Source organism: Bacillus cereus group sp. BfR-BA-01355, assembly GCF_022663675.1.
In the GTDB taxonomy this organism is placed as follows: Bacteria; Bacillota; Bacilli; order Bacillales; family Bacillaceae_G; genus Bacillus_A; species Bacillus_A thuringiensis_S.
Map to the genome: position 1 here is coordinate 26,625 of NZ_JAKUFY010000026.1, position 23,475 is coordinate 50,099.

Below are 23,475 nucleotides of genomic sequence, written 5' to 3' on the forward strand. Positions count from 1 at the left end.
CTCTATTTCAGAGAGGTTTTTTCCTTATCCATCTTTTCTAAATATGTTAACGCATCATCCAGCGTATCCACTGGTATAATTTTCATTTTTGTTTTAATATCCTTTGCAGTCTCAAGTGCATCTTTATAGTTCGATTTCTCCGCACCTTTTTCATTTGGCGCAAAGAACACTTCAGCCCCGGCATCGCTAGCAGCCACCACTTTTTGATTTATACCACCAATTGGGCCCACTTCTCCTTTTTCATTAATTGTACCTGTTCCAGCTATCTCATGTCCTTTTGTTAAGTCTTCTTCCACAAGTTGATTATATATTTCTAATGTAAACATTAAACCTGCGGATGGTCCACCAATTTCATGAGAATTAATTTTCACTTTCGGATCGACCACTAATTCTCTTTCCGTAACGATAGAAACACCTATACCGACACGTCCATTTCCATTAGGAATCGTCTTTACATTTAAATTTTCTTTCAATTGTTTTCCATTTCTCATGTACTCAATACTTACAGCATCGCTTTCTTTTTTCCCAGTCATATATTCAATAAATTGCTCCGTCTTTTCAAATGTTTTTCCGTCAACAGCTATAATAACATCACCAAGCTTAAGCTTTCCTTCTGACGGCATTCCTTTTGCCACACCAGCAACTAATACACCTTTATTTTCAAAAGAAACAGAGCGATTTGCACGTTTATATGCATTATAAATTGCGGCATTTTGTGAATCTTTCATCGCATAATTTTGGCGAAATTGATATTCTTCATCACTCTCACCTTTTTGCAATATTTCTTCCGCTTTCGAAATATGTGTATATTTATTAAACTGTGCCGCTATTAAATTCACCACATTTGCTGGCCCCATTGAAACCGTAACAAGCATAAAATCACCAGATTCTTTCGTTCCACCCTCAACTTGAACGTAAGGCTCTAATTTGGCAGCCATTCCTGGTTTTGTTACATAATACGGTAAACGTACGTAAACAAGTAACATCGCCAATATAACCCCTATTAAGATTGCATATATAAACCGAAAACGCTTAAACATTATGTTTCTCCTTCCACTGCTCAATTAATAAATAAATATTTGAAACATGTTTTTCCGCTTCTACTTCTCCAACTCGAATAATGTCTTCAATGTTCGTAAAAGCACGTGAACTAAATTGCTCTACAGCTGGTCGCATCATTAAATCCGATGCAATTTGCCGATTCATTACAAGCTCATGCTGCATAATTTCAATACTTTGCATGATTACGTCATAAATGGACGTAACATCTCCATTCACCTTAATTGGAGATACATCAACAGCGATAACAATATCGGCCCCTAACTCTTTCACAACCGATACTGGGATGCGATCAATAACTCCACCATCCACTAATAATCGTCCATCTATTTTTTCTGGTACAAACACTCCAGGAACAGATATGCTAGCCCTCACCGCATCTGCAACTGGCCCACTTGTAAAAACCACTTTTTCCCCCTTCAGTATGTCAGTAGCCACAACAGCCGTCGGGATATCTAACTCTTCTAAATTTTTATTATATGTAAACATTTTAATCATATCTTTGACACGTTTTCCAGCAATAAATCCCATTTTTGGTACCGTGAAATCTAAATAATACTTCCGCTTAAAAACAGATGCCAATTTATACAATCTTTCAACGTTACTACTTGCCGCATAAAACGTACCTATTAGCGCCCCCATACTACTTCCTGCAATCATATGAATAGGGATACCCGCTTCCCTTAAAACCTTTATTACACCAATATGAGCAAACCCTTTCGCTCCTCCAGACCCAAGCGCTAAACCAATCTTTGGTTCTTTCATTTTTCTCACCCTTTAATTTTTTTCATTCCTTTTTCATACTTATGGTCTAAATTCACTACGTATCCACGTATACTGAAATGAACGTTTTTTGGGACAAAGGGGGATTTACTTACATGTATGAAAAATGGAAAACCGCTTTCCTTACCATATCAACGCTATTTTTAACCTTTTCTCTTGTACTCCACCCCCAAGCCGCTTTGCAAGCTTCTATTCGCGGGTTAAATATATGGTGGGAAGTTGTATTCCCTTCACTACTACCGTTTTTCATCATTGCAGAACTTCTAATTAGTATCGGTGTTGTAAAATTTATTGGCGTTATATTAGAACCACTCATGCGCCCACTTTTTCGCGTTCCAGGGATAGGTGGATTTGTTTGGGCCATGGGAATGGCTTCTGGTTTCCCTGCAGGCGCCAAATTAAGCGCTAGACTACGAAAAAGCAATCTTTTAACTCAGATTGAAGCGGAGCGCCTCGTTTCTTTCACAAATTCTTCTAATCCACTTTTTATTTTCGGTGCTGTGTCTATCGGTTTTTTTAATAATCCGAAATTAGGAATTATATTAGCGGCTGCCCATTATTTCAGTAACTTTGCCGTCGGATTAATTATGCGTTTTTACGGACATAATACCGCTTACAAAAATAATACACACACTACAAAAAAACGCCGCTTTCAAAACCCTTTTTTAATTCTTCACGAGACGCGCTTACAAGAAAAAAGGCCAATCGGTAAATTACTCGGGGATGCTATCGTTTCTTCTATTCAAACATTACTTATGATTGGCGGATTTATTATTTTATTCTCTGTGTTAAATAAAATGATTACTGTATTCCACATTACAGCAGCTCTTTCTTTTATTATGCAACATATTTTATCATTCTTCCAACTAAGTACGGATTTTAGTATACCTATATTATCAGGTATTTTCGAAATGACACTCGGAAGCCAAATGATTAGTCAAATAAATGAAACACCGCTCTTACAACAAGCTATGGTAACAAGCTTCATTTTAGCATTTAGCGGTCTTTCTATTCAGGCACAAGTTGCTAGCATATTAGCTGAAACAGATATCCGATTTAAACCCTATTTTTTCGCACGAATTATTCAAAGTATTCTTGCCCCTATTTTTACATTTGTATTTTGGACACCATTTTATGAGAAAGTGAGTTCTTTCTCACCTATACCAAAAGATATTCCTGTATTTTTATCCAAGCATCCTTCTATACTACATGAAATTTGGACATCTTTTATACATTACGGACCAATTTTCACATTATTTTGTCTATACTTATATGTTATTTTATTATTTTTGCGCACGTATAAAGAAAAACCCCGTTCACTTTAACGGGGTTTGAAACTTTTCTTTTAAAGCACGCTCCACAATAGGAGGTACAAGATCTACTACACTTCCTCCATACCTCGCAACTTCTTTCACAATACTCGAGCTTAAAAATGAATATTGGTTGTTTGTCATAATAAAAAATGTTTCAATATTTTCATCTAATTTTCGATTCATAGAAGTAATTTGCATCTCATATTCAAAATCAGAAACTGCTCGTAAACCACGTAATATTGCATTTGCATTACGCATTTTTGCATACTCTACTAACAGCCCACTATGCGAATCTACTTTTACATTCGGGATATCCTTTGTCGCTTCTCGAATTAGTTCTAATCGCTCTTCAACTGAAAAGAATGGTTTTTTTGATGAATTGTTTAAAACGACTACGTACACCTCATCAAATACTTTTGCTCCCCTTTTAATAATATCCAGATGCCCAAGGGTAATTGGATCAAAACTTCCTGAAGAAATAGCTATACTTGTCATTCTGTCCCCTCACCTTCATACTTATAAATCGATATTGCAGTAATCCCATAATTCTCAGCTCGTACTTTCACAAGCCTGCCTATTGAATTAGGTAAAACCACATCATTACCATGCTCTGCCATAATTAATCCATCACTATGCAGCAATCCATGTTGATCCATTACACTAATTAAAGATACAATTTTTTGCTCTTTATATGGAGGATCTATTAATATAAGATCGAATGACATTTCACGTTTTATTAGCGCCTTTACTGCACGTTCCGCATCATTTCGATATACTTCAGCTTGTTCCTGTATTCTACAACTTTCTAAATTTTGATGAATTACTTTTATCGCTTTACTATCCCTATCAACAAAAATCGCTTTATCGATCCCTCTGCTCAAAGCCTCAATTCCAAGACCACCACTACCACCAAATAAATCAAGGGCAATACCACCATCAAAATAAGGACCTATCATATTAAAAATAGATTCTTTTACTTTATCTGTCGTTGGACGTGTTGTATTACCAGGAACCGCTTTAAGTGGGTGTCCTTTACATTTTCCTGAAACTACTCTCATCTGTTGTCACTACCTTTATTTCAATCTATCGAGCGATTATACAAAGCCATTCCCACTTCGGTAACCGTTAACAAATTACATTCACCTAAATATCGGAAAACTCACCATCAAATAACCGCTCATTATTTTTATGTATTCATCTCATCATTCACTAATATGAATCCAATATGTATATTAGTTCCACTTTATCTTTTTTATCCTATCACAAAATAAAAAAAAGAAAAATAAAAAGCCCAACATAAAATTTAATTTCATTATGTATATCTTCATTTAGATTGGACATAAATAATTATAACAACATCACCTTCGATGTTGTTGCCAACCGCGGAGAAGACTTACGTTTCCCCATAAGTTCTTCCTCCGGTTTCTCCTCTCCCTTTTCCTTCTTACTAGTACATGCTAGTATAAGAAGGGCCCTGCTATGCAGGGTTTTTTTCTTTGTGTGCTTTTCATTTAAAAAGTGAAATGGTACAGTAAAAGAAAGAGGAGGAAAAAATATGATTCAACGCTTTATAGAACTCGGAGAAGGCTACTCTGATTTATATGAATTACTTGAAATTGCCAAAACAAATCAAGAACGTATAGCACATATGTTACAATTTGAAACGATAAAAAACGATAAAAAAGTGTGTTCGCTTGTTGTAATATTAAAACCAACTACTACTGGTGATTTCCAACCATTATACATATGTCGTGAAGGCATTCCTGTATTTGAAAATAAAAAAAGTAAACGTGTCATTTTATTTGAAGAAACGGCAGAGCAACTCGGAAAAAAAGTGGCTACTTTTACTGTAAAGCCATCTACAACTTTCCCAGAAAAAGAACTATTTTTTAATCATTTAATTGGCATTTTACGAATGAACAATTTCATTCCTCCGATGAAATAACACTTTATTTCAATTAAAAAATCCCCCGCTAAACTTAGCAGGGGATTTTTTCTATTAGCTATAATCGTATTCTTTTGCTCGATCAGGACGGGAATTTTCAAATTCCGTTTTTAAATACGGGCGATACGACTGTTCTATCTTTTTCACAAAAGGAAGTTTGTTCAACTTATGCATCATATGCTCAATTTGTTCCATGTCACAATATACTACAGCATATTTTAATCGTTTTGATATGTAATGTATGTTACCATATTTCCTTAAAATCTTGGCATGTTTCAATGAATGTAAATAAACAATCATACTTTGTCGTTGCCCGAACATAATCTTCTCCATCTTCTCCTTTTAAAAACATATATTTTATATTCTATGAAAACCAATCAGAAATTTATAACATTACAGGACAAACTCTGTATACGTTTTCTTCCAACTTCTAAAAAACGGGGTACATCACCCCGTTTTTTTACAACCACAACCTCCGCCAGTACCACAACCTCCACCACAGCCACCAGCATCAAAGAATGGATTTCCTGTTGGTACTTTAATGGAAGAAGACACTTCCGAACCGATTGCTACACTAACTTCATCTAATAACTTCTGCAAAGCAGTTTCTGCTCTTTTAAAAGCTGCAACCTTATCATGTAAGTCCACAGAACGCTTTAATTCTCTCATTTTCATTGATACGGTAGTGTAGTCAGGATGGTATTTTCCAAAACGCTGTACTTCCTCATACCGTTCTTTCATCGCTGTAAATTGCTGAATTAACGTCTGAAGTTCTATATCTTCATGTAATTCTCTATAATACTTACGATAATCTTCTGCTATATCTGAACAGATAATCGCTTTTGCAAGCTGCTCTGCCTTATCTAATATTAATACGCTTTCTAGCGTCGCTACAATCATGAGAGACACCTCCGAGTATCCATCATACCACATTTAGATTAGAACTACTAATTGAAGTGACTTACTCAAAAGAAAGATATAATGAAACTATTTTCACACTATATCCGTACACACTTATACATTAATATGTTCCGCTATATTATATTTAAGAACATCCCATTTCCCACTATTTTGTTTCACATAACTAATACACGCATTTTTTAATGGTGTCTTAAATGTAATTTCATCTGGTTCAATGGCATGTAAAATTGCTTTTATCGCGTGTGAGTGAGCAACAATAATAATACGTTTGCCAAAATGAGTTGTTGCAACATCTTCTAAAGCAGCAAAGCAACGAGCTACAATCTCTTCATCTTGCTCCATACCTTCTACTTTACCCTCAGCAATCAACTCTCTAACAGTCGCAACTGGCTTCCCTGAAGCTTCTCCAAAATTCCGTTCAACAAATCGATCATCTAATAAAATCGATTGTAATCCAGCCGCCTTTGCGATTTCATTAGCCGTTTCTTGCGCTCTAATTAACGGGCTACTTATAATGATATCCCACGTTTCTTCTTGTAAAGCAGCTGCACTTTGACTCGCTTGCTTCTTACCAACTTCATTAAGCGGAATATCTTCTCGCCCCTGAATAATTTCTTGAAAATTCCAATCAGTTTGTCCATGTCGTACTAAACAAATTTCCGTCATGCTGCAACTCCTTTTTAAATAATCAATCTCTATTGTAACAAAAGTTCTGCATGACGGACATATTTTTCACTTGCAATTAGGTTGCATTTTGTTGCTTCATATACTGAAACATATCAATCATGATCGAAGCAACAGCCAATTGATTTTGAAATTTTTCCACTTTATCTGGTATTGTTTTTTTGAAATGTTGCATCGCCGCTAACTCAAAAGCCTCTTTTTCTTCAGGATTTCGTGTTAATTTTCTATACCAGTACGGTTGCTCTCTAATATAGCGAGATAAATCCTCATCAGCCTTTATAAACTCCATAATTTCTGCTCTCATCATCTTTCCCCCTAATCCTTTTGAAAGAAAAACGGGTTATTTTCTGAAGTACTTTGTTCTTGCTGCGTACGGTTACCTTGAAATTGCTGAATAACTTGTTGCACGCTCCCAATAGCACTCGTCACATTGGCTAAATGGTTCTGCATTTGTTCCACGTCCAACTTTTTAAAAAAAGAAAGCATTTGCCCCATCACATCAGCAGTTTTTTCCTCTTCAGTTCGATTATCTTTTTCTTTTTTATTTTCTTTTACCGAAGAAAACGCAGGCGCTCCATCCGGTCTATAAGTTGCCCATATTGGATCTTCTTCACCAAGTAAGTACCATTCTTCATAAAATTGTTGCCAAGTTTTGTGACCATTTCTAACCTCATGAACCATTTTAGGGTGATGGTTTACAAATTCTTTAAACTGTTGAACCGATGGATGTAACGGCCCTTTTGTTGTTGGCATAATCCTCACCTCTCCATGTATATCTACTATATAGTAAGAAAAAAAAGGCACATGGTTCGCCTATTTTCAGACGATTCATGCACCTTTTTTTCTGCTATTTGCATACGGTCAGATTCCCACCTACAATTCAGTGAATACGAAGTAACTAATTAGGTGATGTAACACCCCACCGCTTACAGTTTCGCTTTATTTTCGAATAAAGTTTTGTGTATAAAATTTATCGTATACACCAACACCTAATCCTGTAAATTGTTCATTTAATAAATTCTTTCTATGCCCCTCACTATTTAACCAACCTTGCACTGCCGCAATTCCATCACTATGTTGCGCCGCTATGTTCTCACCAGCAAGTTGAAATCCTACTTTCCCGCGTTGCAAACGATCTCCTAGCGTACCTAATGTAGGTGAGTCATGAGAAAAATAATTATTGTCTTTCATATCTTTACTGTGACCAACAGCAACATCTGCTGTTTCCTGATCCCATGTTAATAATGATAATTTATGACGACTTCGAATGATATTTGTTAAATCAAAAATTTGTTGCATATTCCCATTTTCTACTTGTTTTATTTTTTCTGGAGTCAATGGTTGTTCTGCTATTAATTCACCTGAATAAACGAGCTGATACGGTCTTTGGCGTAATAATGTTTCATCATCCATATAACGAACACCCACAAGCTCATGTGTAAATTGATCAAAATACAATTGCGCCCATCCATCTTCTACAGGTATTAACGGTTGTTCCATGACTTCGGTATCAGATAGTTCAAATTGATAACTATTTTTCCCTCTTTTTAACGCAATTTCATGCGAAGGCGGACTTTTTTTATATACTTCTTCATATTTTTCATTTATATAATAAGGTGGAACCTTAACTTGTTCACCAGCAGCATACGCCGTTACAACTTTACGTTCAGAAACTCCAAATTGAGCATACTGAGTTAAATCCTGATTGTATACCCACCATTCATATCCGTATGCAGACGGCTCTATTCGAGAGGGTTCTCCCCACTTCGCCAATAAATTTTCAGAGTCTTCACCAATCATATTTAAAACAGTGTCTGAGGAGTCTTCCTTAATTTGCTTTTTCTTTTTCACAATTTTATTTTCTTGCTTTGATTGAGATGGGGTTAATATATATTGTGAAACGAGTAATTTTCCGTATAAATCAACAGCTAAAATTAAAAATGTAATCATTACGATACGCAATAATTTCTTCAAACGATATACCTCCTGAACAAAACATAAAATTGAGATATACACAAATCCTTTTCTTTCTTTTTGTGTGTACCGTACTCTTTTCACTATATCATATTTTCGTGAAAAAAGTCTGGATTATCCCTTTTCTCTCAATATGAATTGCACTTTCTTATTATTCATACTATTATAAAAATAATGGTGTAACATTAAAAAAGGAGGTATTATATGCAATTTACAAATACGAAATTTAATGGAGCCGTCGTTGAATTAACTCTTTTAACTGAAATCATGGAAAACAACCACTTCGTACTTGCTGGACAGTGGGATTATGAACGGGTTACATACGATTATAAATTTGAAATATTAAAGGATATTTATTATTTACGAGTGCAAGGAGTTGCTGTTGAAGGTGACATCGGCAGTAGACACGCTGAAGTAAAACTACTCCCCCCCTTATTAGGAAAACATTATTATCCTCACGGCGTTGAATATGGTGATGATGAGACTTTCCCAACGAACGTACTTCAAAAAAGCGAACAACTCCTACAAAATGTCGAAAAAGAGTTAAAAGAATTTCAAATTATTGATTAACAAAAACAAGCGCATCAATATGATGCGCTTGTTTTATTTCCCTTCCCTAAGAATGAATCGTTTTTTTTACTGGATATCCATAAATAGATCCATCTTTTACTTTAATCTCATCTTCCCAAGGAACCTTATATTTACCTTCAGCTAAATCTTTTACAAACGTATATGGATTTTCTTTCACCCCACCAGGAGTTGCTACATATCCTCTTGAACCTAGATTATATATATTATTTTCTAATCCCCATCCTAATCTAGCCTGATCTGCTAGTTCTGGATATACTTCAGCAGTAACAATCTCCCAAGGATTTCGATGCCCCTGTACTAAAGTAGTCCCATCAAAATTACATACTTGTCCTTCACCAAAGTAATAAAATACACCATCATAACCCGCTAAGTTTACCGACAATGTATACATTAAATTCTGCCATGCATTTGAACGATTGGTTAGCATCCATTGTTCACTAACTTGTGTGCTATATCCAGAAATACGAATCAAGACATTTGCACCTTTATAGGCCGCTTCACGAGCTACTTCAGGGAACATGCCATCATGACAAATACAAACAGCTAATTTACTTCCTCCAGGTCCAACACAAACAGGTAAGCCTAAATCTCCAGCTTTCCAAGGCTCGACTGGTACCCAAGGATTTAGCTTACGATACTTCAAAATCATTTCACCTTGTGGATCAATAATAACTGCTGTATTATATGGCTCTCCACCACCAGGATTTTTTTCCATTATCGAAAAAACACCATATACTTTAGATTCTTTACATGCCTCAGCAAATAAGTCGGTTTCTGGCCCAGGCACTGTACATAAAAATTCTTCTGTGGTCCATTTTTTTGTATTGAGCCCTTGTGTACTATATTCAGGAAATACTATTAATTCTAATCCAGGATAACCTGATTTGGTCGAATGAATTGTTTTTATGATTTGTTGAATTTGTTTATCAATGTCTGCACGTGACTCTACTACTGGTACTGGATATTGAATTAGTGCTGTCAAAAAACCACTAATCGGCTTTACCATACTTCCACTACTACCCATTAAAATTCCCCCTTAAAATAGTTCGTGTTTATTAAAGATAACAATATATATTTGTAACTCTCTAAAAAACTTGCACTACATATGGAATTATTACGCATGAAAGCTAGTAGTAAATTTTATATCCACTTTTAGTACACGCCTACACTAACTTAACATAAAAAGTCAGAAAATTCAACCTTCTTAAAAAGAGCTAAAACTAAAAAGAAAAAGCGCATGGAATCCCATACACTTTTTCACTTAGTCTGTAAATACGGCGGCAATTGTTGCAACTGCTCCTTATCCTTTTCACGTTCTCTACGTGCCCACCTAAAAAATACATAGCCTATAATTGTACCGTACACTATTTCCTGGACAATTTTCATTATGATACCACCAGTTTGCTGGTCTTGTACAACTGGCATCCAGTGCAAAAATTCTGGTCCCGTTATATTTAAATCTGATAAAGTGCCCGCTGGTACACATAGTTCCATCGCTTTCATCCAAGCAGCCGGATCCGTATACGTTGCAAATAACGGGGCTGTCGCAAAAATGATTAACGCACAAGCAGGCGTTAATAATATACCGTTAGCAAACATATAACCAAGTTTCTTTATATCACTTAACGTTTGATATTCTGGTAATGGATTTAACATCGGCCACCACATCATAATTGCTGTAAAAAACAATATAGCTAAACAAATAGGATGAGCTATTTGACTTTGTTTTACTGTATCAAAAACAACTGGTAAATGATAAAAAGAAAACAGGCCGTTAAATACAAACAACGCAATAAGTGGTTTAGCAAATACCTTTAATATAATTTGAACGAACTTAAAAGAAGTAATGTAACGATATAACCAAATCGGTATACCAAGCAACAGTAACGGTGGAACTGCAATATACATGACTGCCATTTCAAACATATGAGCACTAAATATAATATGGCCAATTAAATCAATAGGCCCTCCCTTTACAAAATACAAAAGAACAATACCAGTCGTAAAATAAAAAATTTGCTTCTTACTTACCTTCGTCGCATTTTCAAATCGCATTCTATATGGACCAATAATTAAGAAGTACCCAATAAGAATCGACAGCATAAATATTAAAAAGATTGGACTCCATAAAGCCTGAAATCCAAATATCCACAAGTTACTCATTTTCACACCTACCTTCGTAAGGTTATCCATAATATGAAGAGGGAGCTGTGACAACACAAGCTCCCTTATTTTTCACTTTTCAAATCCAGACGATTGTCATAAATGCTAAAATTGTAATTAACCCTATTAGCAGACCAGAGTATAGAAAGAAACTTGCTGCTTCATGTCCTTTATGACTCATATGCATAAAATAATACAATTGAAAAATTACTTGTACCACTGCTAATAGTAAAATAAATGGAACAGAGAAAGTCGGACTAAAAGTTTTTGGATACGCCACTGCTACAAATGCAACTAATGTTAAAAAAATCATTAATGCAAACGTAATAACTTGATGCTTCATTTCCTCCGCACTTTTTCTCTTCCGATAAACAAGATCAACTTTAGGATTATTCGTTTGCTTTATCGCCATTGTTTATCCCACCATTCCCATTAAATATACTACAGTGAAAATAAACACCCAAACTACGTCAATAAAGTGCCAATAAATCGATGCAACATAAAACTTTGGTGCATTGTATAAATTTAGACCTCTCTTCGCATTTCTAAAGATTAATGTTAAAATCCAACATAACCCAAACAATACGTGGAGTCCATGTGTACCAACAAGAGCATAAAACGCAGAGCCAAACGCACTACTTCTCATAGTATGCTTAAATTCATGTGTATAATGATAAAACTCATATATCTCAAACCCTAAAAACCCTAAACCTAGCAATACAGTTACTAGTAACCAAAGTTGCATTTTCTTAAAGTTAAAGTTTTTCATGTGATACATCGCATATACACTCGTTAAGCTACTCGTTAATAAAAGCATCGTCATAATGAAAACGAGTGGCATTTGGAACATCTCTTGAGATGTTGGTCCACCATTTGTAGAATTCTTTAACGCTAAATATGTGCCAAATAAGGAAGCGAACAATACTGTTTCGCCTCCAAGAAATAACCAAAAACCGACAAACTTATTTTTCCCTTCAAGGGTTGCTTTTTCAGGCTCTGCTGGAAATGTTTCATTCGTTAATTTTTCATCTACATGCATTATGCCTTGCCCCCCTTATCATCTAAATCTTCTTTATGAATATGATATCCATGATCATCGATTACTGAACGTAGGAACATTGCGCCAAATGTAATGATTAAACCAATAATTGCTACCAATAACCAGAACTTATCTTTTCCACCCTGCATATACATTGCACCAAATGCCGCTATAAACAATCCAAAAGAAATGACAAATGGTGAAAACGAAGGATTTGGCATATGAATATCACCAACTGGTTCCGCTGCTGTCATCTCTTTATTACCTTCACGTTTTTCAATCCAAAATGGATCTAATCCGCGAACAAATGGTAATTGTTTAAAGTTATATTCTGGTGTCGGTGCTGGCATTGTCCATTCTAATGTACGTGCATCCCACGGATCACGACCAGCTTTTTCTTTTGATACTGTCGTTTTAATTACATTGAATAGAAGAACAATAGTCCCAAGAGCCATAAACACCGCTCCAATAGAACTAATCATATTCCCCATTTCCAACCCTTGCCCTTCAAGATATGTGTAGTAACGGCGTGGCATACCAATCAAGCCAAGGAAATGCTGAATAAAGAACGTTAAATGGAAACCAATAAAGAATAGCCAAAACGTTATCTTTCCTAATGTTTCATTTAATACTTTATTAAACATCAGTGGCCAATAATAATGAGCTCCTGCAAGTAAACCAAATACAACACCGCCAACGATTACATAATGAAAATGTGCTACTACGAAATAGTTATCATGAAATTGATAATCAGCTGGTGCAGATGCTAGCATAACCCCTGTAACTCCACCCATTACGAATGATGGAATGAAAGCTACTGCCCACATCATTGGTGTCGTAAAACGAATACTTCCGCCCCACATTGTAAAGAGCCAGTTGAATATTTTGATACCAGTCGGAACCGCAATCGCCATTGTTGCAACTGAGAAAATAGCATTAGCAACTGGACCAAGTCCAACAGTAAACATATGATGGGCCCATACCATAAATCCTAAAAATCCAATTAATACAGTCGCAAACACCATCGATGAATAACCAAACAATCGTTTTTTCGAAAATGTCGCGAAGATTTCTGAGAATATTCCGAAAGCTGGGAGTATAAGAATGTATACTTCTGGATGACCGAAAATCCAGAATAAATGCTCCCATATAATTGTATTCCCGCCCAATGCTGGATTAAAGAAACTTGTTCCAAATAAACGATCTAACATTAAAAGTCCTAATCCTACAGTTAACGGTGGAAAAGCGAATAATATAAGCGAAGATGTTACAAATGTCGTCCATGTAAACATTGGCATACGCATATACGTCATTCCTGGCGCACGCATATTAATAATGGTTACAAGGAAGTTAATACCTCCAATTAATGTACCAATACCTGAGATTTGCAAACCGAGTACATAGAAATCAACACCATGACCTTTAGAGGCTAAAGCTAAAGATGCATAAGATGTCCATCCTGCATCAGGTGCTCCACCTAAAAACCAACTTAAATTTAAAAATACTCCACCAAAGAAAAACAACCAAAATCCGAGTGAATTCAAAAACGGGAACGCTACATCACGTGCACCAATTTGAAGTGGTACAGCGGCGTTCATAAATGCAAACACGAGTGGCATAGCTGCGAGGAAAATCATTGTTGTACCGTGCATCGTCAATACTTGATTATAAGCATCCCCAACAAGAAACGCGTTGTTAGGAATTGCTAATTGAAGGCGAATAAATAGAGCTTCTATTCCGCCTATTACAAAAAACAATCCACCTGCAATTAAATAGAGAATGGCAATCTTTTTATGGTCTACTGTCGTTAAATAATCCCATATGACAGCACCCATCCCCTGTTTTTTTGCTACAGAACTCACGTTTTCAACCTCCCCTTCACGAATAATCCCTCTTTACTTTTCAACTTTTAACGTTTGTAAGTATGCATTTAATGCATCAATTTGATCATCCGTTAAGTTGCCATATTTGCCAGTCATTTTGTTTCCTGGCTTCATATTTTCAGGATCTTTCAGCCATTTTTTTAAGTTTTCTTCATTGTTTTCGGCAATACCGGCAACCATATCGCGATCCGCAAAGTTTGCTAAGTTTGGTGCGATACGAGCGGAAGGTGGTCTACTATCATTAGATCCAACTGCGTGACAACCAATACAGCTTTTATTAAATATTTCTTGGCCCTCTTGTGCCTTTGTTGAAGCTACTTCTTTCTTCCCATCAATCTTCTTCATATCAGCAAGCCAATTTTTGTACTCGCTTTCATCTAAAGCTTTCACTTTAAATTGCATTAAAGAATGTGATGGGCCGCAAAATTCTGTACAAAAACCATTATAAGTGCCCGATTTATCTGCCTTTAACCACATTTTGTTCACATTGTCTGTATTTGTATCCATTTTCCCAGCTAAAGATGGAACCCAAAATGAGTGTTTAATATCGGCACCCTTCAAATTTAAATACACTTTCTTACCTGTGGGGATGACTAAATCTTGTGAAGTTACTATCTTTTCTGATTTGTAAGAAAATTCCCACCAATAAAGATTCGCTGTTACATCAACAACGATAGTATCTTTATCAATATTCTTTTTCTCCATCGCACTTACATCAGCAAGTTTGAATGTATATGTAACCGTTGGAACAGCTAAGATTAGTAAAAGAATAATCGGAATAACTGTCCATATAATTTCTAGCTTGTGATTTCCTTCAACTTGCTCTGGAATATAATCTTCCTGACCTTTCTTTTGTCGGAAACGCACAATTACATACAAGAAAATAATAGTAACTACTAGTACTACTCCTACCATGATTGCACTCGCCAGTAGAAGTAAATCATATTGCATTTTTGCTACTTCTCCTTGCGGAATTAAAGTAGATTGAAAGGCTTTACCGCATCCCCCTAACAGTAAAGCCAGCAGTGAAACGAACGAAAGCAGTCGCCACTGTTTCTTCATACAAACAACCCCCACTTTCCTTGTGAATTAGATTGTACTTTATAGTTAAGTAAAGTAAATCTCAACGTAAAGAAATCCAATTATGTCGTTGTCTTAGAAGAATGTAACTACAATCATTGATACAAATAAGATTGTTAAATAATTTAGGGAATAAACAAACATTTGCACGGACCATTTTATGTCATCTTTCTTACGGAAGCCATAAAATCCTAAAGCGATCCATCCGATGTTAAGCAGTGTTGCAATTACCATAAATGTTATCCCTAGTCCACTCATATAAAATGGTAGTGGTAATAAACATACTGTCCAAATCATAATTTGGCGTTTCGTAATTTCAAATCCATGAACTACAGGAAGCATTGGAATTCCTGCATTTCGATATTCATCAACACGTTTCATCGCTAATGCAAGGAAATGTGGGATTTGCCAAATAAACATAATTAAAAATAACATCCAAGCAATTGGATGACCTAAAGATGGATCGATTGCTGCCCATCCAATTAAAGGTGGAACTGCTCCAGATATACTACCTACAACAGTATTTAGTGTATACTTTCTCTTTGTCCATAAAGTATATAGGACAACATATGTGAAAGCACCAATAAATCCCATTAAAACTGCCATTGGTGTCGTTAATAATAAGAATACAAATCCAAGAAGTAATATAACTAGTCCAAATGTAAGTGCAAATCCTGGTTTATACTTTCCAGTAACCGTTGGACGAGTCTTTGTTCTCTCCATTAACGGATCGATGTCTCTATCGATGTAGTTATTTAAACAACATACCCCCGCCATAATTAATCCAGAACCAACGATTGTAAAAAATAGCTTATCCAGATTGTCCATCACACTTAATCCATTAAAGTGTAACGCCAACCAAAATCCTGTAAATACAGTAAGTGTATTTGAGTTTACAATCCCCATTTTAACGAGTGCTGATAAATCTTGTAACCGAGTTGTTTCCGGTACACTTGTAACAGCGGACTCATCATGCAGCTCACTTGTTGCATGGTTCATCACTCTAACCCCCTCTTAAAACTTTCATCTTTCTTTTTGCGCCTATTTCAAATGAAATAATTCGCTTCTATATAGCAATATTATTACAGTAGAAACATTGTTAACCCATTCTACTACTAATCTACGCCCATACTCCAATATATTAAATCATATTTCCCGAACATTTTGTGAAGAAAACATGAACTTTTTGTGTCGAATATAAAAAACTTCATTCTGACTTGTCCTTATCATAACATGATGTTACATTCTATAATAAACTATTTTCTCCTATTTAACACGTATTCTCCCCATTTCTTTTCAAAATAGCCTATTTTTCACCTAAATTTTTCCTTACGAACCCTGTTTTCACACCTATTTTCTCTCCCTTGTCTTCCCCCTCCATTTCTTTGCTATTTTATTATTTTTTATATATCATAGGAACTAGCGCGTTTTATTCTATACATAATGGAATGAAAATATTTCGCAATAACTTCATAGCAGAAAGATGGTGAAAGAGATTGCAACGCTTTATTAAATGGTTAGCAGTCATTACAAGCCTTGATTTATTAATAGTTTTATTAGGAGGCGCTTTAGTTACAAAAACAGGTTCTGGTCAAGGTTGTGGTAAATCATGGCCACTTTGTAACGGTGAATTTGTTCCATCTAATTTATCAATGGAAACTATTATTGAACTTAGCCACCGATTAACATCAGGATCAGCTGGAATTCTTGTCACTCTCCTTTGTATTTTGTCCTGGAAATATTATAAACATGTGCGTGAAACAAAAACGTTAGCAATTTTATCCTTCGTATTTTTAGTTGCACAAGCATTAATGGGAGCAGCAGCAGTTGTTTGGGGACAAATGCCAGCTGTACTTGCTATCCATTTCGGTATTTCCTTAATTTCATTTGCTTCTGTCATTTTATTAACGTGTCTTATCTTTGAAATTGACCAAAAATTTGATGCACGTTCACTTATTATGGACAAAAAAATGAAATTTCATATTTATGGTGTAACAATTTACAGTTATATCGTCGTCTACACAGGTGCTTTAGTACGTCACGAACGAGCTAGCTTAGCTTGTCCAGATTTTCCTTTATGTAGCAAAAACAGACCTATGCCAACTCAACTACATGAATGGGTTCAAATGGGCCATAGAGTTGCAGCGATGTTAATTTTCGCTTGGATACTATACGCGATGATTCTCGCTATTCGCCATTACAAGCAGCAACCTGTAGTATATTGGGGATGGATCATTTCATTTATCCTTGTTACACTTCAAGCTGTAGTAGGAGTTTTAGTTGTATTTACAAACGCTAGTTTAGCGATGGCATTGTTACATTCTCTATTCATTTCTTGCTTGTTTGCCGTACTATGCTATTTAGTTATGTTAGGAACAAGAAGTAAAGTGAATGCAAAAGAAGCCGGATCAACTTCTAAACAAACAAAATAATTTAAAACTAAAATCCCTTGCCAATTAGGCAAGGGATTTTTTGCAATAAAGAAAAGAGCTGTATTTACACAGCTCTTTTCTTTATTTTAGTGATCTAATTCAATAAGTAAATCACCCGTTTGAATTGCATCACCATCGTTAACATATACTTTTTTCACTTTACCATTAAACGGCGCTTGAACTGTCGTTTCCATTTTCATTGCCTCTGTAATTGCCATAGAATCGCCTTTTTTCACTTCATCGCCTTCTTTTACAACTACTTTAATTACCGTTCCTGGCATTGTTGCACTAATGTGATTTGGATTTTCACGGTTTCCTTTCACACGTTGTGCAACTGTTGCTTTCACATTCTCGTCTTTCACGACAATTTCACGTGGTTGACCATTAAATTCCAAGTAAAGGACACGATTTCCATCCGGCTGTGGTTCTCCAATTGATACAAGTTTAACCATCAATGTCTTACCTTGTTCAATCTCCACATCAATTTCTTCACCTAGTCTCATACCATAGAAGAACGTCGGTGTATCAAGTACAGATACATTTCCATAAAGCTCAGCAACTTTTTCATAGTCCATAAATACTTTTGGATATAATGCATATGCAACTACATCAAAAATTGTTACTTCGCGTCCAAGTTTATGGAATAATTCTTCTTTTAACGCGTCGAAATCTACTGGCTCTAGTAGTTCACCTGGTCTTACTGTTAACGGCTCTTTCCCTTTTAAAATAATCTTTTGCAATTCTTTCGGGAAACCACCGTACGGTTGACCTAAATCACCAGAGAACATTTCAACAACAGATCCCGGGAAGTCCAACGCATGTCCACGCTCTAAAACATCTTGTTCTGTCAGGTGGTTTTGAACCATAAATAATGCCATATCGCCAACAACTTTTGATGACGGTGTTACTTTTACAATATCTCCAAACATGTCATTCACACGACGGTACATTACTTTCACTTCATCAAAGCGATCTCCTAAACCAACCGCCTTCGCTTGTTGTTGAAGATTACTATACTGTCCACCTGGCATTTCATGCATATATACCTCTGTGTGAGGTGCATTCATACCACTTTCAAACGGTGCATAGTATTTGCGTACATCTTCCCAATAATGAGATAGCTTTTCTAAAGAATCGATATTAACATCTGGTTGTCTTTCATTTCCACCTAGTGCATAGAATAATGTGTTCGCACTCGGTTGTGACGTTTGACCAGCCATAGAACTCACCGCTACATCGACAATATCAACACCTGCTTCAATTGCCTTCGTATACGTTAATATACCATTTCCACTCGTATCGTGCGTATGCAGGTGAATCGGAATTGATACCGTCTCTTTTAATGCTGAAACTAAATCATATGCTGCGTTTGGTTTTAGTAAGCCAGCCATATCTTTAATACCTAAAATGTGAGCTCCCGATGCTTCCAACTCTTTTGCTAAGTTTTTATAATAATTCAAATCATATTTACTACGTAATGGATCATGAATATCTCCTGTGTAGCACATTGTTGCTTCTGCAATTTTACCAGTATCTCGTACAGCATCAATTGCAACTCTCATGCCTTCTACCCAGTTTAAACTATCAAAAATACGGAATACATCAATGCCAGCTTGAGCAGAACATTCTACAAATTTTTGGATTAAATTATCTGGATAGTTTTTGTATCCAACTGCGTTTGAAGAACGAAGTAACATTTGGAATAACACGTTCGGCATTTTTTCACGAAGATCTAGTAATCGTTCCCATGGATCTTCTTTTAAGAAACGATACGCAACATCAAACGTTGCACCGCCCCACATTTCCGCTGAGAATAGGTTCGGTAACATTCTCGCTGTTGGCTCTGCAATTTGATGTAAATCTTTTGTACGAATACGAGTTGCAAGTAATGACTGATGTGCATCACGGAATGTTGTATCCGTCAAAAGTACACGTTTTTGATCCTGTACCCACTTTACTAATCCGTCCGCTCCACGCTCATCCAAAATTTGTTTCGTGCCATTTTGGATTGGCTCTGAGTGTAATACATTCGGTATACGAGCATCTGGAAAAATTGGTTTCTCTTTTTTCCCTACTCCTGGGAAGCCATTTACTGTTACTGAACCAATATAATTTAACATTTTCGTTCCGCGGTCTTTACGTTTCGGGAACAAGAATAGTTCAGGTGACACATCAATAAACGAAGTATCATATTCTCCTGATAAAAAGTTTTTATGTTTTACTACATTCTCTAGGAATGGAATATTTGTTTTAATACCACGAATACGGAATTCTTTTAAGTTACGTTCCATTTTTGCAGCTGCTTGCTCAAAAGTAAGTGCCCAAGTTGTAACTTTTACAAGTAAAGAATCGTAGTACGGTGTAATAACTGCACCTTGGAAGCTATTTCCTGTATCAAGACGCACACCAAAACCACCGCCTGATCGATACGCCATAATTTTTCCTGTATCCGGCATAAAATTATTTAGCGGATCTTCAGTTGTTACACGAGATTGAATTGCAAATCCATGCACAACTACTTCCTCTTGCTTCGGCACACCTACCATTTTGCTATGTAATGAATGTCCATCAGCTATTAAAATTTGTGATTGAACGATATCTACTCCTGTAATCATTTCTGTAATCGTATGTTCTACTTGAACACGTGGATTTACTTCAATGAAGTAAAACTCATCATCTTTTACAAGGAATTCTACTGTTCCTGCATTTAAATAGTTTACATTTTTCGTTAACTTCACAGCAGCATCACAAATACGCTGACGCAAATCATCTAAAAGTGATACACTCGGTGCTATTTCTACAACTTTTTGATGACGACGTTGTACAGAACAGTCACGCTCGTATAAATGAACAACATTGCCTTCTTCATCTGCTAAAATTTGTACTTCTATATGTTTAGGTTTTTCAACGAATTTTTCGACGTAAACTTCATCATTACCAAAGGCTGCTTTCGCTTCTGATTTCGCTCGATTATATGATTCTCCTAATTCCTCACTAGTACGCACAATACGCATACCACGACCGCCACCACCAAGGGACGCTTTAATAATAATCGGGTAATCATACTTTTCAGCAAATTTTTCGACTTCTTCTAATGAATCTACTGGACCATCACTACCAGGTATAACTGGAATTTGTGCTAGCTGCGCTTGTGTTCTTGCTTTCACTTTATCTCCAAACATATCTAAATGCTTACTTTTCGGACCGATAAAGATAATTCCTTCTTCTTCGCAACGTTTCGCGAATTGAATATTTTCTGACAAGAAACCATATCCAGGGTGGATTGCATCTACATGATTACTTTTTGCAATCTCAATAATGCCTTCAATATCTAGATAAGCATCAATTGGTTTTTTTCCTTCCCCAACTAAATAGGACTCATCGGCTTTATAGCGATGATAAGAACCACTATCCTCTTTAGAATAGATTGCAACTGTTTTTAATCCTAGTTCCGAACAAGCTCGAAACACACGAATTGCAATCTCTCCACGGTTAGCTACCAATACTTTTTGAATACGTTGCAGCTTTGTCATGATTTTCCCCCTCTACTTTCCTACCACTCTAGAGATAAAATATATACACACCTTAAAAAGCGTGAAGTTCTTCACTTTCCACATTATATTATACTTAGAAAGCTTCACTTTATTTTTATCCATCATACCTTATTTTTTAACAAATGATAAGTTTTCTGTGCAATTTGTTTCACAAAAATAGTATAGCATACCTCTTCCTTTTCTAACAACTTAATTGTATATCACATTCAACTTAATGTGATATATCTTTTAACTGAAATATATATTAATACATCACATTTAAAACTACTTAAAAATAAAAAACACATTATGCTCTAAAGCACAATGTGTTTTTTATTTTACAACTACAAGATGTGGTCCATTTTGTTCTTTTTCTTTCATTAATCCATTCTGTTGTTTCTCTTGTCGTTTCACGTGACTAGCAATATTGAGTAGTATCCCCATCGCAAGTAGATTAGCTAATAAAGAACTACCACCGTAACTGACAAACGGTAATGGTACTCCGGTAAGTGGTATTACCCCAGACATACCACCAACATTAATAAACGTTTGAACTCCAAACAAGCTTGCAATTCCGATAGCTATTAAACTTCCAAATGGATCTGTACACTTTTGTGCAACTCTAAATGACCGAATAATAATTAGTAATAAACAGATTAAAATGATAGCTACACCTATAAAACCAAGTTCTTCAGATATAATTGCCATTATAAAATCCGTTTGCGGTTCTGGTAAATAACCATATTTTTGTACACTATTCCCTAATCCTCTACCATTAAGCCCTCCAGAAGCGATTCCAATAAATGAATTCACTAATTGAAATCCATCCTTTTGAGGATCATTAAACGGATCAAGGAAAACAGAAAAACGTGCCTTTTGATATGGATTTAATGCATAATTACCAAGCAGATATAGTGCTGGAATCCATACTATAGAAGTTAAAGCAATTCGTTTAATCCATAAGTTAACCTGTACTCCCGAACAAAGAAACATAATTCCTACTGTTCCTGCAATTAACAAATCAGTACCTAAATCATTTTGCTTTAATATTAAAAACATGATTATACCAACACCAATAAGTACTGGACCTGACCCTTTGGAAACAGGTGTATTCGTTTCTTGTCTTTTGGCAAAGAAATGAGCTAAGACGAGAATAACTGTTATCTTAACAAATTCTGCAGGCTGTATTCCAAATATCCACCCGTTTGCACCGTTTACTTTCTTAGTGAAAAAAGCAGCTGCAGCTAATAAGGCAACACTAGCACCGTAACTCCCCAACAAAAAAATTCGTTTTCTCCAAACTTTATATGGGATAGTAGCAATAATTATTAATACTATTGTCCCAACAACTAAAGTAATTAATTGTCTTTTAAAAAAGAAATTTGCTGGTTTATCAAATCTCGAAATCGCAACAATGGAACTAGAACTATATACCATTATAACTCCCAGCACACATAAGATAACAAGAGGAAGTACCAATGAATAATCCATTGATTTCCATACTTTTTTCATTTCATTTCCTCTTTCTGTTTCAATTTAATTATTGTTGTATTCCATATGTACATTGATTCTTCCTGCTTTATTATACAAATAAAAAGCTCAAACTAATTTAGTTTGAGCCCCCTTATTTGAACCCGTTATTGTTGTTTGTTTGTAAACGCTTCATGAAGTGCAGATAACTCACGTTCGAGCTCACCTAACATTGCTTTCCCTTGTTCTTCTGCAATAAGACCAAGGCGAACTGCAAAATCGACCTCGCGGGATAGTCCAAACATTTGTGTGTCTAACACTTCTTCATATAATGGACATTGCGGCATTGTAAGATGGTCCATTTGCACCTTAATAAGTCTTAAAATCTTCTCTGCATCCGCTTGTAGAAGGGCTAGTGCCTTTTCCTGATGATTTGCTACTGTCTCAGACGCCAAATTGATTCCCTCCGTTTCCGTCCTACTCTCCTCTATCCTATCTATTAATATTAGCGATAGTTTTCATAAATTGCAATAGAAACATTTTTTGTGACAACAGTGTCTAATACTATTATACTGAAAAGTGGGAGTATAACACAAATGGGGGAA

The 23,475-nt window shown here is 35.8% G+C and carries 24 protein-coding genes; 4 read left to right on the forward strand and 20 right to left on the reverse strand.

The genetic code is table 11. From position 1 onward, the window contains the following. Positions 1-2: 2 nt before the first annotated feature. Both MR167_RS11435 and MR167_RS11440 read right to left on the reverse strand, forming a co-directional pair. Entirely contained in the window at positions 3-1,040 is a 1,038-nt protein-coding gene (locus tag MR167_RS11435; protein ID WP_000476296.1) for a SepM family pheromone-processing serine protease, read from the reverse strand. After that, positions 1,033-1,824 carry a patatin-like phospholipase family protein gene (locus MR167_RS11440; RefSeq protein ID WP_000662590.1) on the reverse strand — a complete coding sequence of 264 codons (792 nt, stop codon included), beginning with the start codon at positions 1,822-1,824 and terminating at the stop codon, positions 1,033-1,035. Before MR167_RS11440 ends, MR167_RS11435 begins: the two co-directional genes overlap by 8 nt. Before the next feature lie 113 nt (positions 1,825-1,937). Here MR167_RS11440 and ylbJ point away from each other — a divergent pair, with 113 nt between their 5' ends. After that, on the forward strand, positions 1,938-3,167 hold the full coding sequence (ylbJ, locus tag MR167_RS11445; RefSeq protein ID WP_063675633.1) for a sporulation integral membrane protein YlbJ: 1,230 nt from the start codon (positions 1,938-1,940) through the stop codon (positions 3,165-3,167). Here the strand turns inward: ylbJ and coaD are convergent. Together coaD and rsmD are read right to left on the reverse strand one after the other, a co-directional pair. Further along, positions 3,159-3,650: a pantetheine-phosphate adenylyltransferase gene (gene coaD, locus MR167_RS11450; protein WP_000200601.1), complete on the reverse strand. Its 492-nt coding sequence runs from the start codon at positions 3,648-3,650 to the stop codon at positions 3,159-3,161. The two genes, ylbJ and coaD, sit on opposite strands and share 9 nt — an antisense overlap. Next, positions 3,647-4,213, reverse strand: a complete 567-nt coding sequence (rsmD, locus tag MR167_RS11455; RefSeq protein ID WP_001266977.1) for a 16S rRNA (guanine(966)-N(2))-methyltransferase RsmD — start codon at positions 4,211-4,213, stop codon at positions 3,647-3,649. The genes coaD and rsmD overlap by 4 nt, the downstream gene beginning before the upstream one ends. A gap of 497 nt (positions 4,214-4,710) precedes the next feature. Here rsmD and MR167_RS11460 point away from each other — a divergent pair, with 497 nt between their 5' ends. Beyond that, a complete protein-coding gene (locus MR167_RS11460; RefSeq protein ID WP_000616017.1) occupies positions 4,711-5,100 on the forward strand; it encodes a DUF7147 family protein in 390 nt (129 codons plus the stop codon). Positions 5,101-5,154: 54 nt separating this feature from the next. Here MR167_RS11460 and MR167_RS11465 read toward each other — a convergent pair whose 3' ends face one another. The 6 genes from MR167_RS11465 to MR167_RS11490 form a co-directional block, all read right to left on the reverse strand. Continuing rightward, positions 5,155-5,421, reverse strand: coding sequence for a YlbG family protein (locus MR167_RS11465; RefSeq protein ID WP_002082261.1), 267 nt, complete (start codon positions 5,419-5,421; stop codon positions 5,155-5,157). Positions 5,422-5,547: 126 nt separating this feature from the next. Further along, a complete protein-coding gene (locus MR167_RS11470) occupies positions 5,548-6,000 on the reverse strand; it encodes a YlbF/YmcA family competence regulator (RefSeq protein WP_000634361.1) in 453 nt (150 codons plus the stop codon). 114 nt (positions 6,001-6,114) lie between these two features. Next, a complete protein-coding gene (locus MR167_RS11475; RefSeq protein ID WP_000134944.1) occupies positions 6,115-6,687 on the reverse strand; it encodes a histidine phosphatase family protein in 573 nt (190 codons plus the stop codon). 76 nt (positions 6,688-6,763) lie between these two features. After that, positions 6,764-7,009: a YlbE-like family protein gene (locus MR167_RS11480; RefSeq protein WP_001200990.1), complete on the reverse strand. Its 246-nt coding sequence runs from the start codon at positions 7,007-7,009 to the stop codon at positions 6,764-6,766. 11 nt (positions 7,010-7,020) lie between these two features. Then, the gene (locus MR167_RS11485) at positions 7,021-7,458 is read right to left on the reverse strand and encodes a YlbD family protein (RefSeq protein WP_001143333.1); all 438 of its coding nucleotides are present in this window, start codon (positions 7,456-7,458) and stop codon (positions 7,021-7,023) included. Positions 7,459-7,644: 186 nt separating this feature from the next. Then, on the reverse strand, positions 7,645-8,679 hold the full coding sequence (locus tag MR167_RS11490; protein WP_000735371.1) for a CAP domain-containing protein: 1,035 nt from the start codon (positions 8,677-8,679) through the stop codon (positions 7,645-7,647). 204 nt (positions 8,680-8,883) lie between these two features. Between MR167_RS11490 and MR167_RS11495 the strand changes: the two genes are divergently transcribed. Beyond that, positions 8,884-9,249: a YugN family protein gene (locus MR167_RS11495; RefSeq protein WP_001160944.1), complete on the forward strand. Its 366-nt coding sequence runs from the start codon at positions 8,884-8,886 to the stop codon at positions 9,247-9,249. A gap of 46 nt (positions 9,250-9,295) precedes the next feature. On the opposite strand, the gene MR167_RS11500 is transcribed toward MR167_RS11495, so the two are convergent. From MR167_RS11500 to ctaB, 7 genes are all read right to left on the reverse strand, one after another. After that, a complete protein-coding gene (locus MR167_RS11500; protein WP_199669656.1) occupies positions 9,296-10,294 on the reverse strand; it encodes a formamidase in 999 nt (332 codons plus the stop codon). A 233-nt stretch (positions 10,295-10,527) separates the two neighbouring features. Then, entirely contained in the window at positions 10,528-11,433 is a 906-nt protein-coding gene (ctaG, locus tag MR167_RS11505; RefSeq protein WP_041488175.1) for a cytochrome c oxidase assembly factor CtaG, read from the reverse strand. 79 nt (positions 11,434-11,512) lie between these two features. Next, complete coding sequence (ctaF, locus tag MR167_RS11510; RefSeq protein ID WP_000985703.1) at positions 11,513-11,845, reverse strand: cytochrome c oxidase subunit IVB; 333 nt, start codon at positions 11,843-11,845, stop codon at positions 11,513-11,515. A gap of 3 nt (positions 11,846-11,848) precedes the next feature. After that, positions 11,849-12,472: a cytochrome c oxidase subunit III gene (gene ctaE / locus MR167_RS11515; protein WP_000557861.1), complete on the reverse strand. Its 624-nt coding sequence runs from the start codon at positions 12,470-12,472 to the stop codon at positions 11,849-11,851. Continuing rightward, a complete protein-coding gene (gene ctaD, locus MR167_RS11520; RefSeq protein ID WP_153577875.1) occupies positions 12,472-14,307 on the reverse strand; it encodes a cytochrome c oxidase subunit I in 1,836 nt (611 codons plus the stop codon). Before ctaD ends, ctaE begins: the two co-directional genes overlap by 1 nt. 60 nt (positions 14,308-14,367) lie before the next feature. Beyond that, entirely contained in the window at positions 14,368-15,417 is a 1,050-nt protein-coding gene (gene coxB / locus MR167_RS11525) for a cytochrome c oxidase subunit II (protein WP_000745273.1), read from the reverse strand. A gap of 93 nt (positions 15,418-15,510) precedes the next feature. Beyond that, positions 15,511-16,434, reverse strand: coding sequence for a protoheme IX farnesyltransferase (gene ctaB, locus MR167_RS11530; RefSeq protein ID WP_001015060.1), 924 nt, complete (start codon positions 16,432-16,434; stop codon positions 15,511-15,513). Positions 16,435-16,931: 497 nt separating this feature from the next. Between ctaB and ctaA the strand changes: the two genes are divergently transcribed. Further along, positions 16,932-17,867, forward strand: a complete 936-nt coding sequence (gene ctaA / locus MR167_RS11535; protein WP_001188745.1) for a heme A synthase — start codon at positions 16,932-16,934, stop codon at positions 17,865-17,867. An 86-nt stretch (positions 17,868-17,953) separates the two neighbouring features. On the opposite strand, the gene pyc is transcribed toward ctaA, so the two are convergent. From pyc to MR167_RS11550, 3 genes are all read right to left on the reverse strand, one after another. Then, positions 17,954-21,400, reverse strand: coding sequence for a pyruvate carboxylase (pyc, locus tag MR167_RS11540; RefSeq protein ID WP_242314659.1), 3,447 nt, complete (start codon positions 21,398-21,400; stop codon positions 17,954-17,956). A gap of 333 nt (positions 21,401-21,733) precedes the next feature. Then, on the reverse strand, positions 21,734-22,912 hold the full coding sequence (locus MR167_RS11545; RefSeq protein WP_000758416.1) for an FtsW/RodA/SpoVE family cell cycle protein: 1,179 nt from the start codon (positions 22,910-22,912) through the stop codon (positions 21,734-21,736). A gap of 125 nt (positions 22,913-23,037) precedes the next feature. Continuing rightward, positions 23,038-23,325: an Fpa/YlaN family protein gene (locus tag MR167_RS11550; protein WP_000135694.1), complete on the reverse strand. Its 288-nt coding sequence runs from the start codon at positions 23,323-23,325 to the stop codon at positions 23,038-23,040. Positions 23,326-23,475: the final 150 nt, after the last annotated feature.

Coding starts and splice junctions, on each gene's coding strand:
- MR167_RS11440 (WP_000662590.1), bottom strand. CDS start 1,824: ATGAAAGAACCAAAGATTGGTTTAGCGCTTGGGTCTGGAGGAGCGAAA.
- MR167_RS11500 (WP_199669656.1), bottom strand. CDS start 10,294: ATGGGTAGTAGTGGAAGTATGGTAAAGCCGATTAGTGGTTTTTTGACA.
- ctaD (WP_153577875.1), bottom strand. CDS start 14,307: ATGGGTGCTGTCATATGGGATTATTTAACGACAGTAGACCATAAAAAG.
- MR167_RS11465 (WP_002082261.1), bottom strand. CDS start 5,421: ATGTTCGGGCAACGACAAAGTATGATTGTTTATTTACATTCATTGAAA.
- MR167_RS11495 (WP_001160944.1), top strand. CDS start 8,884: ATGCAATTTACAAATACGAAATTTAATGGAGCCGTCGTTGAATTAACT.
- ylbJ (WP_063675633.1), top strand. CDS start 1,938: ATGTATGAAAAATGGAAAACCGCTTTCCTTACCATATCAACGCTATTT.
- ctaE (WP_000557861.1), bottom strand. CDS start 12,472: ATGCATGTAGATGAAAAATTAACGAATGAAACATTTCCAGCAGAGCCT.
- coaD (WP_000200601.1), bottom strand. CDS start 3,650: ATGACAAGTATAGCTATTTCTTCAGGAAGTTTTGATCCAATTACCCTT.
- MR167_RS11485 (WP_001143333.1), bottom strand. CDS start 7,458: ATGCCAACAACAAAAGGGCCGTTACATCCATCGGTTCAACAGTTTAAA.
- MR167_RS11480 (WP_001200990.1), bottom strand. CDS start 7,009: ATGAGAGCAGAAATTATGGAGTTTATAAAGGCTGATGAGGATTTATCT.
- MR167_RS11460 (WP_000616017.1), top strand. CDS start 4,711: ATGATTCAACGCTTTATAGAACTCGGAGAAGGCTACTCTGATTTATAT.
- ctaB (WP_001015060.1), bottom strand. CDS start 16,434: ATGAACCATGCAACAAGTGAGCTGCATGATGAGTCCGCTGTTACAAGT.
- MR167_RS11470 (WP_000634361.1), bottom strand. CDS start 6,000: ATGATTGTAGCGACGCTAGAAAGCGTATTAATATTAGATAAGGCAGAG.
- MR167_RS11435 (WP_000476296.1), bottom strand. CDS start 1,040: ATGTTTAAGCGTTTTCGGTTTATATATGCAATCTTAATAGGGGTTATA.
- ctaF (WP_000985703.1), bottom strand. CDS start 11,845: ATGGCGATAAAGCAAACGAATAATCCTAAAGTTGATCTTGTTTATCGG.
- MR167_RS11475 (WP_000134944.1), bottom strand. CDS start 6,687: ATGACGGAAATTTGTTTAGTACGACATGGACAAACTGATTGGAATTTT.
- ctaG (WP_041488175.1), bottom strand. CDS start 11,433: ATGAGTAACTTGTGGATATTTGGATTTCAGGCTTTATGGAGTCCAATC.
- coxB (WP_000745273.1), bottom strand. CDS start 15,417: ATGAAGAAACAGTGGCGACTGCTTTCGTTCGTTTCACTGCTGGCTTTA.
- rsmD (WP_001266977.1), bottom strand. CDS start 4,213: ATGAGAGTAGTTTCAGGAAAATGTAAAGGACACCCACTTAAAGCGGTT.
- pyc (WP_242314659.1), bottom strand. CDS start 21,400: ATGACAAAGCTGCAACGTATTCAAAAAGTATTGGTAGCTAACCGTGGA.
- MR167_RS11545 (WP_000758416.1), bottom strand. CDS start 22,912: ATGAAAAAAGTATGGAAATCAATGGATTATTCATTGGTACTTCCTCTT.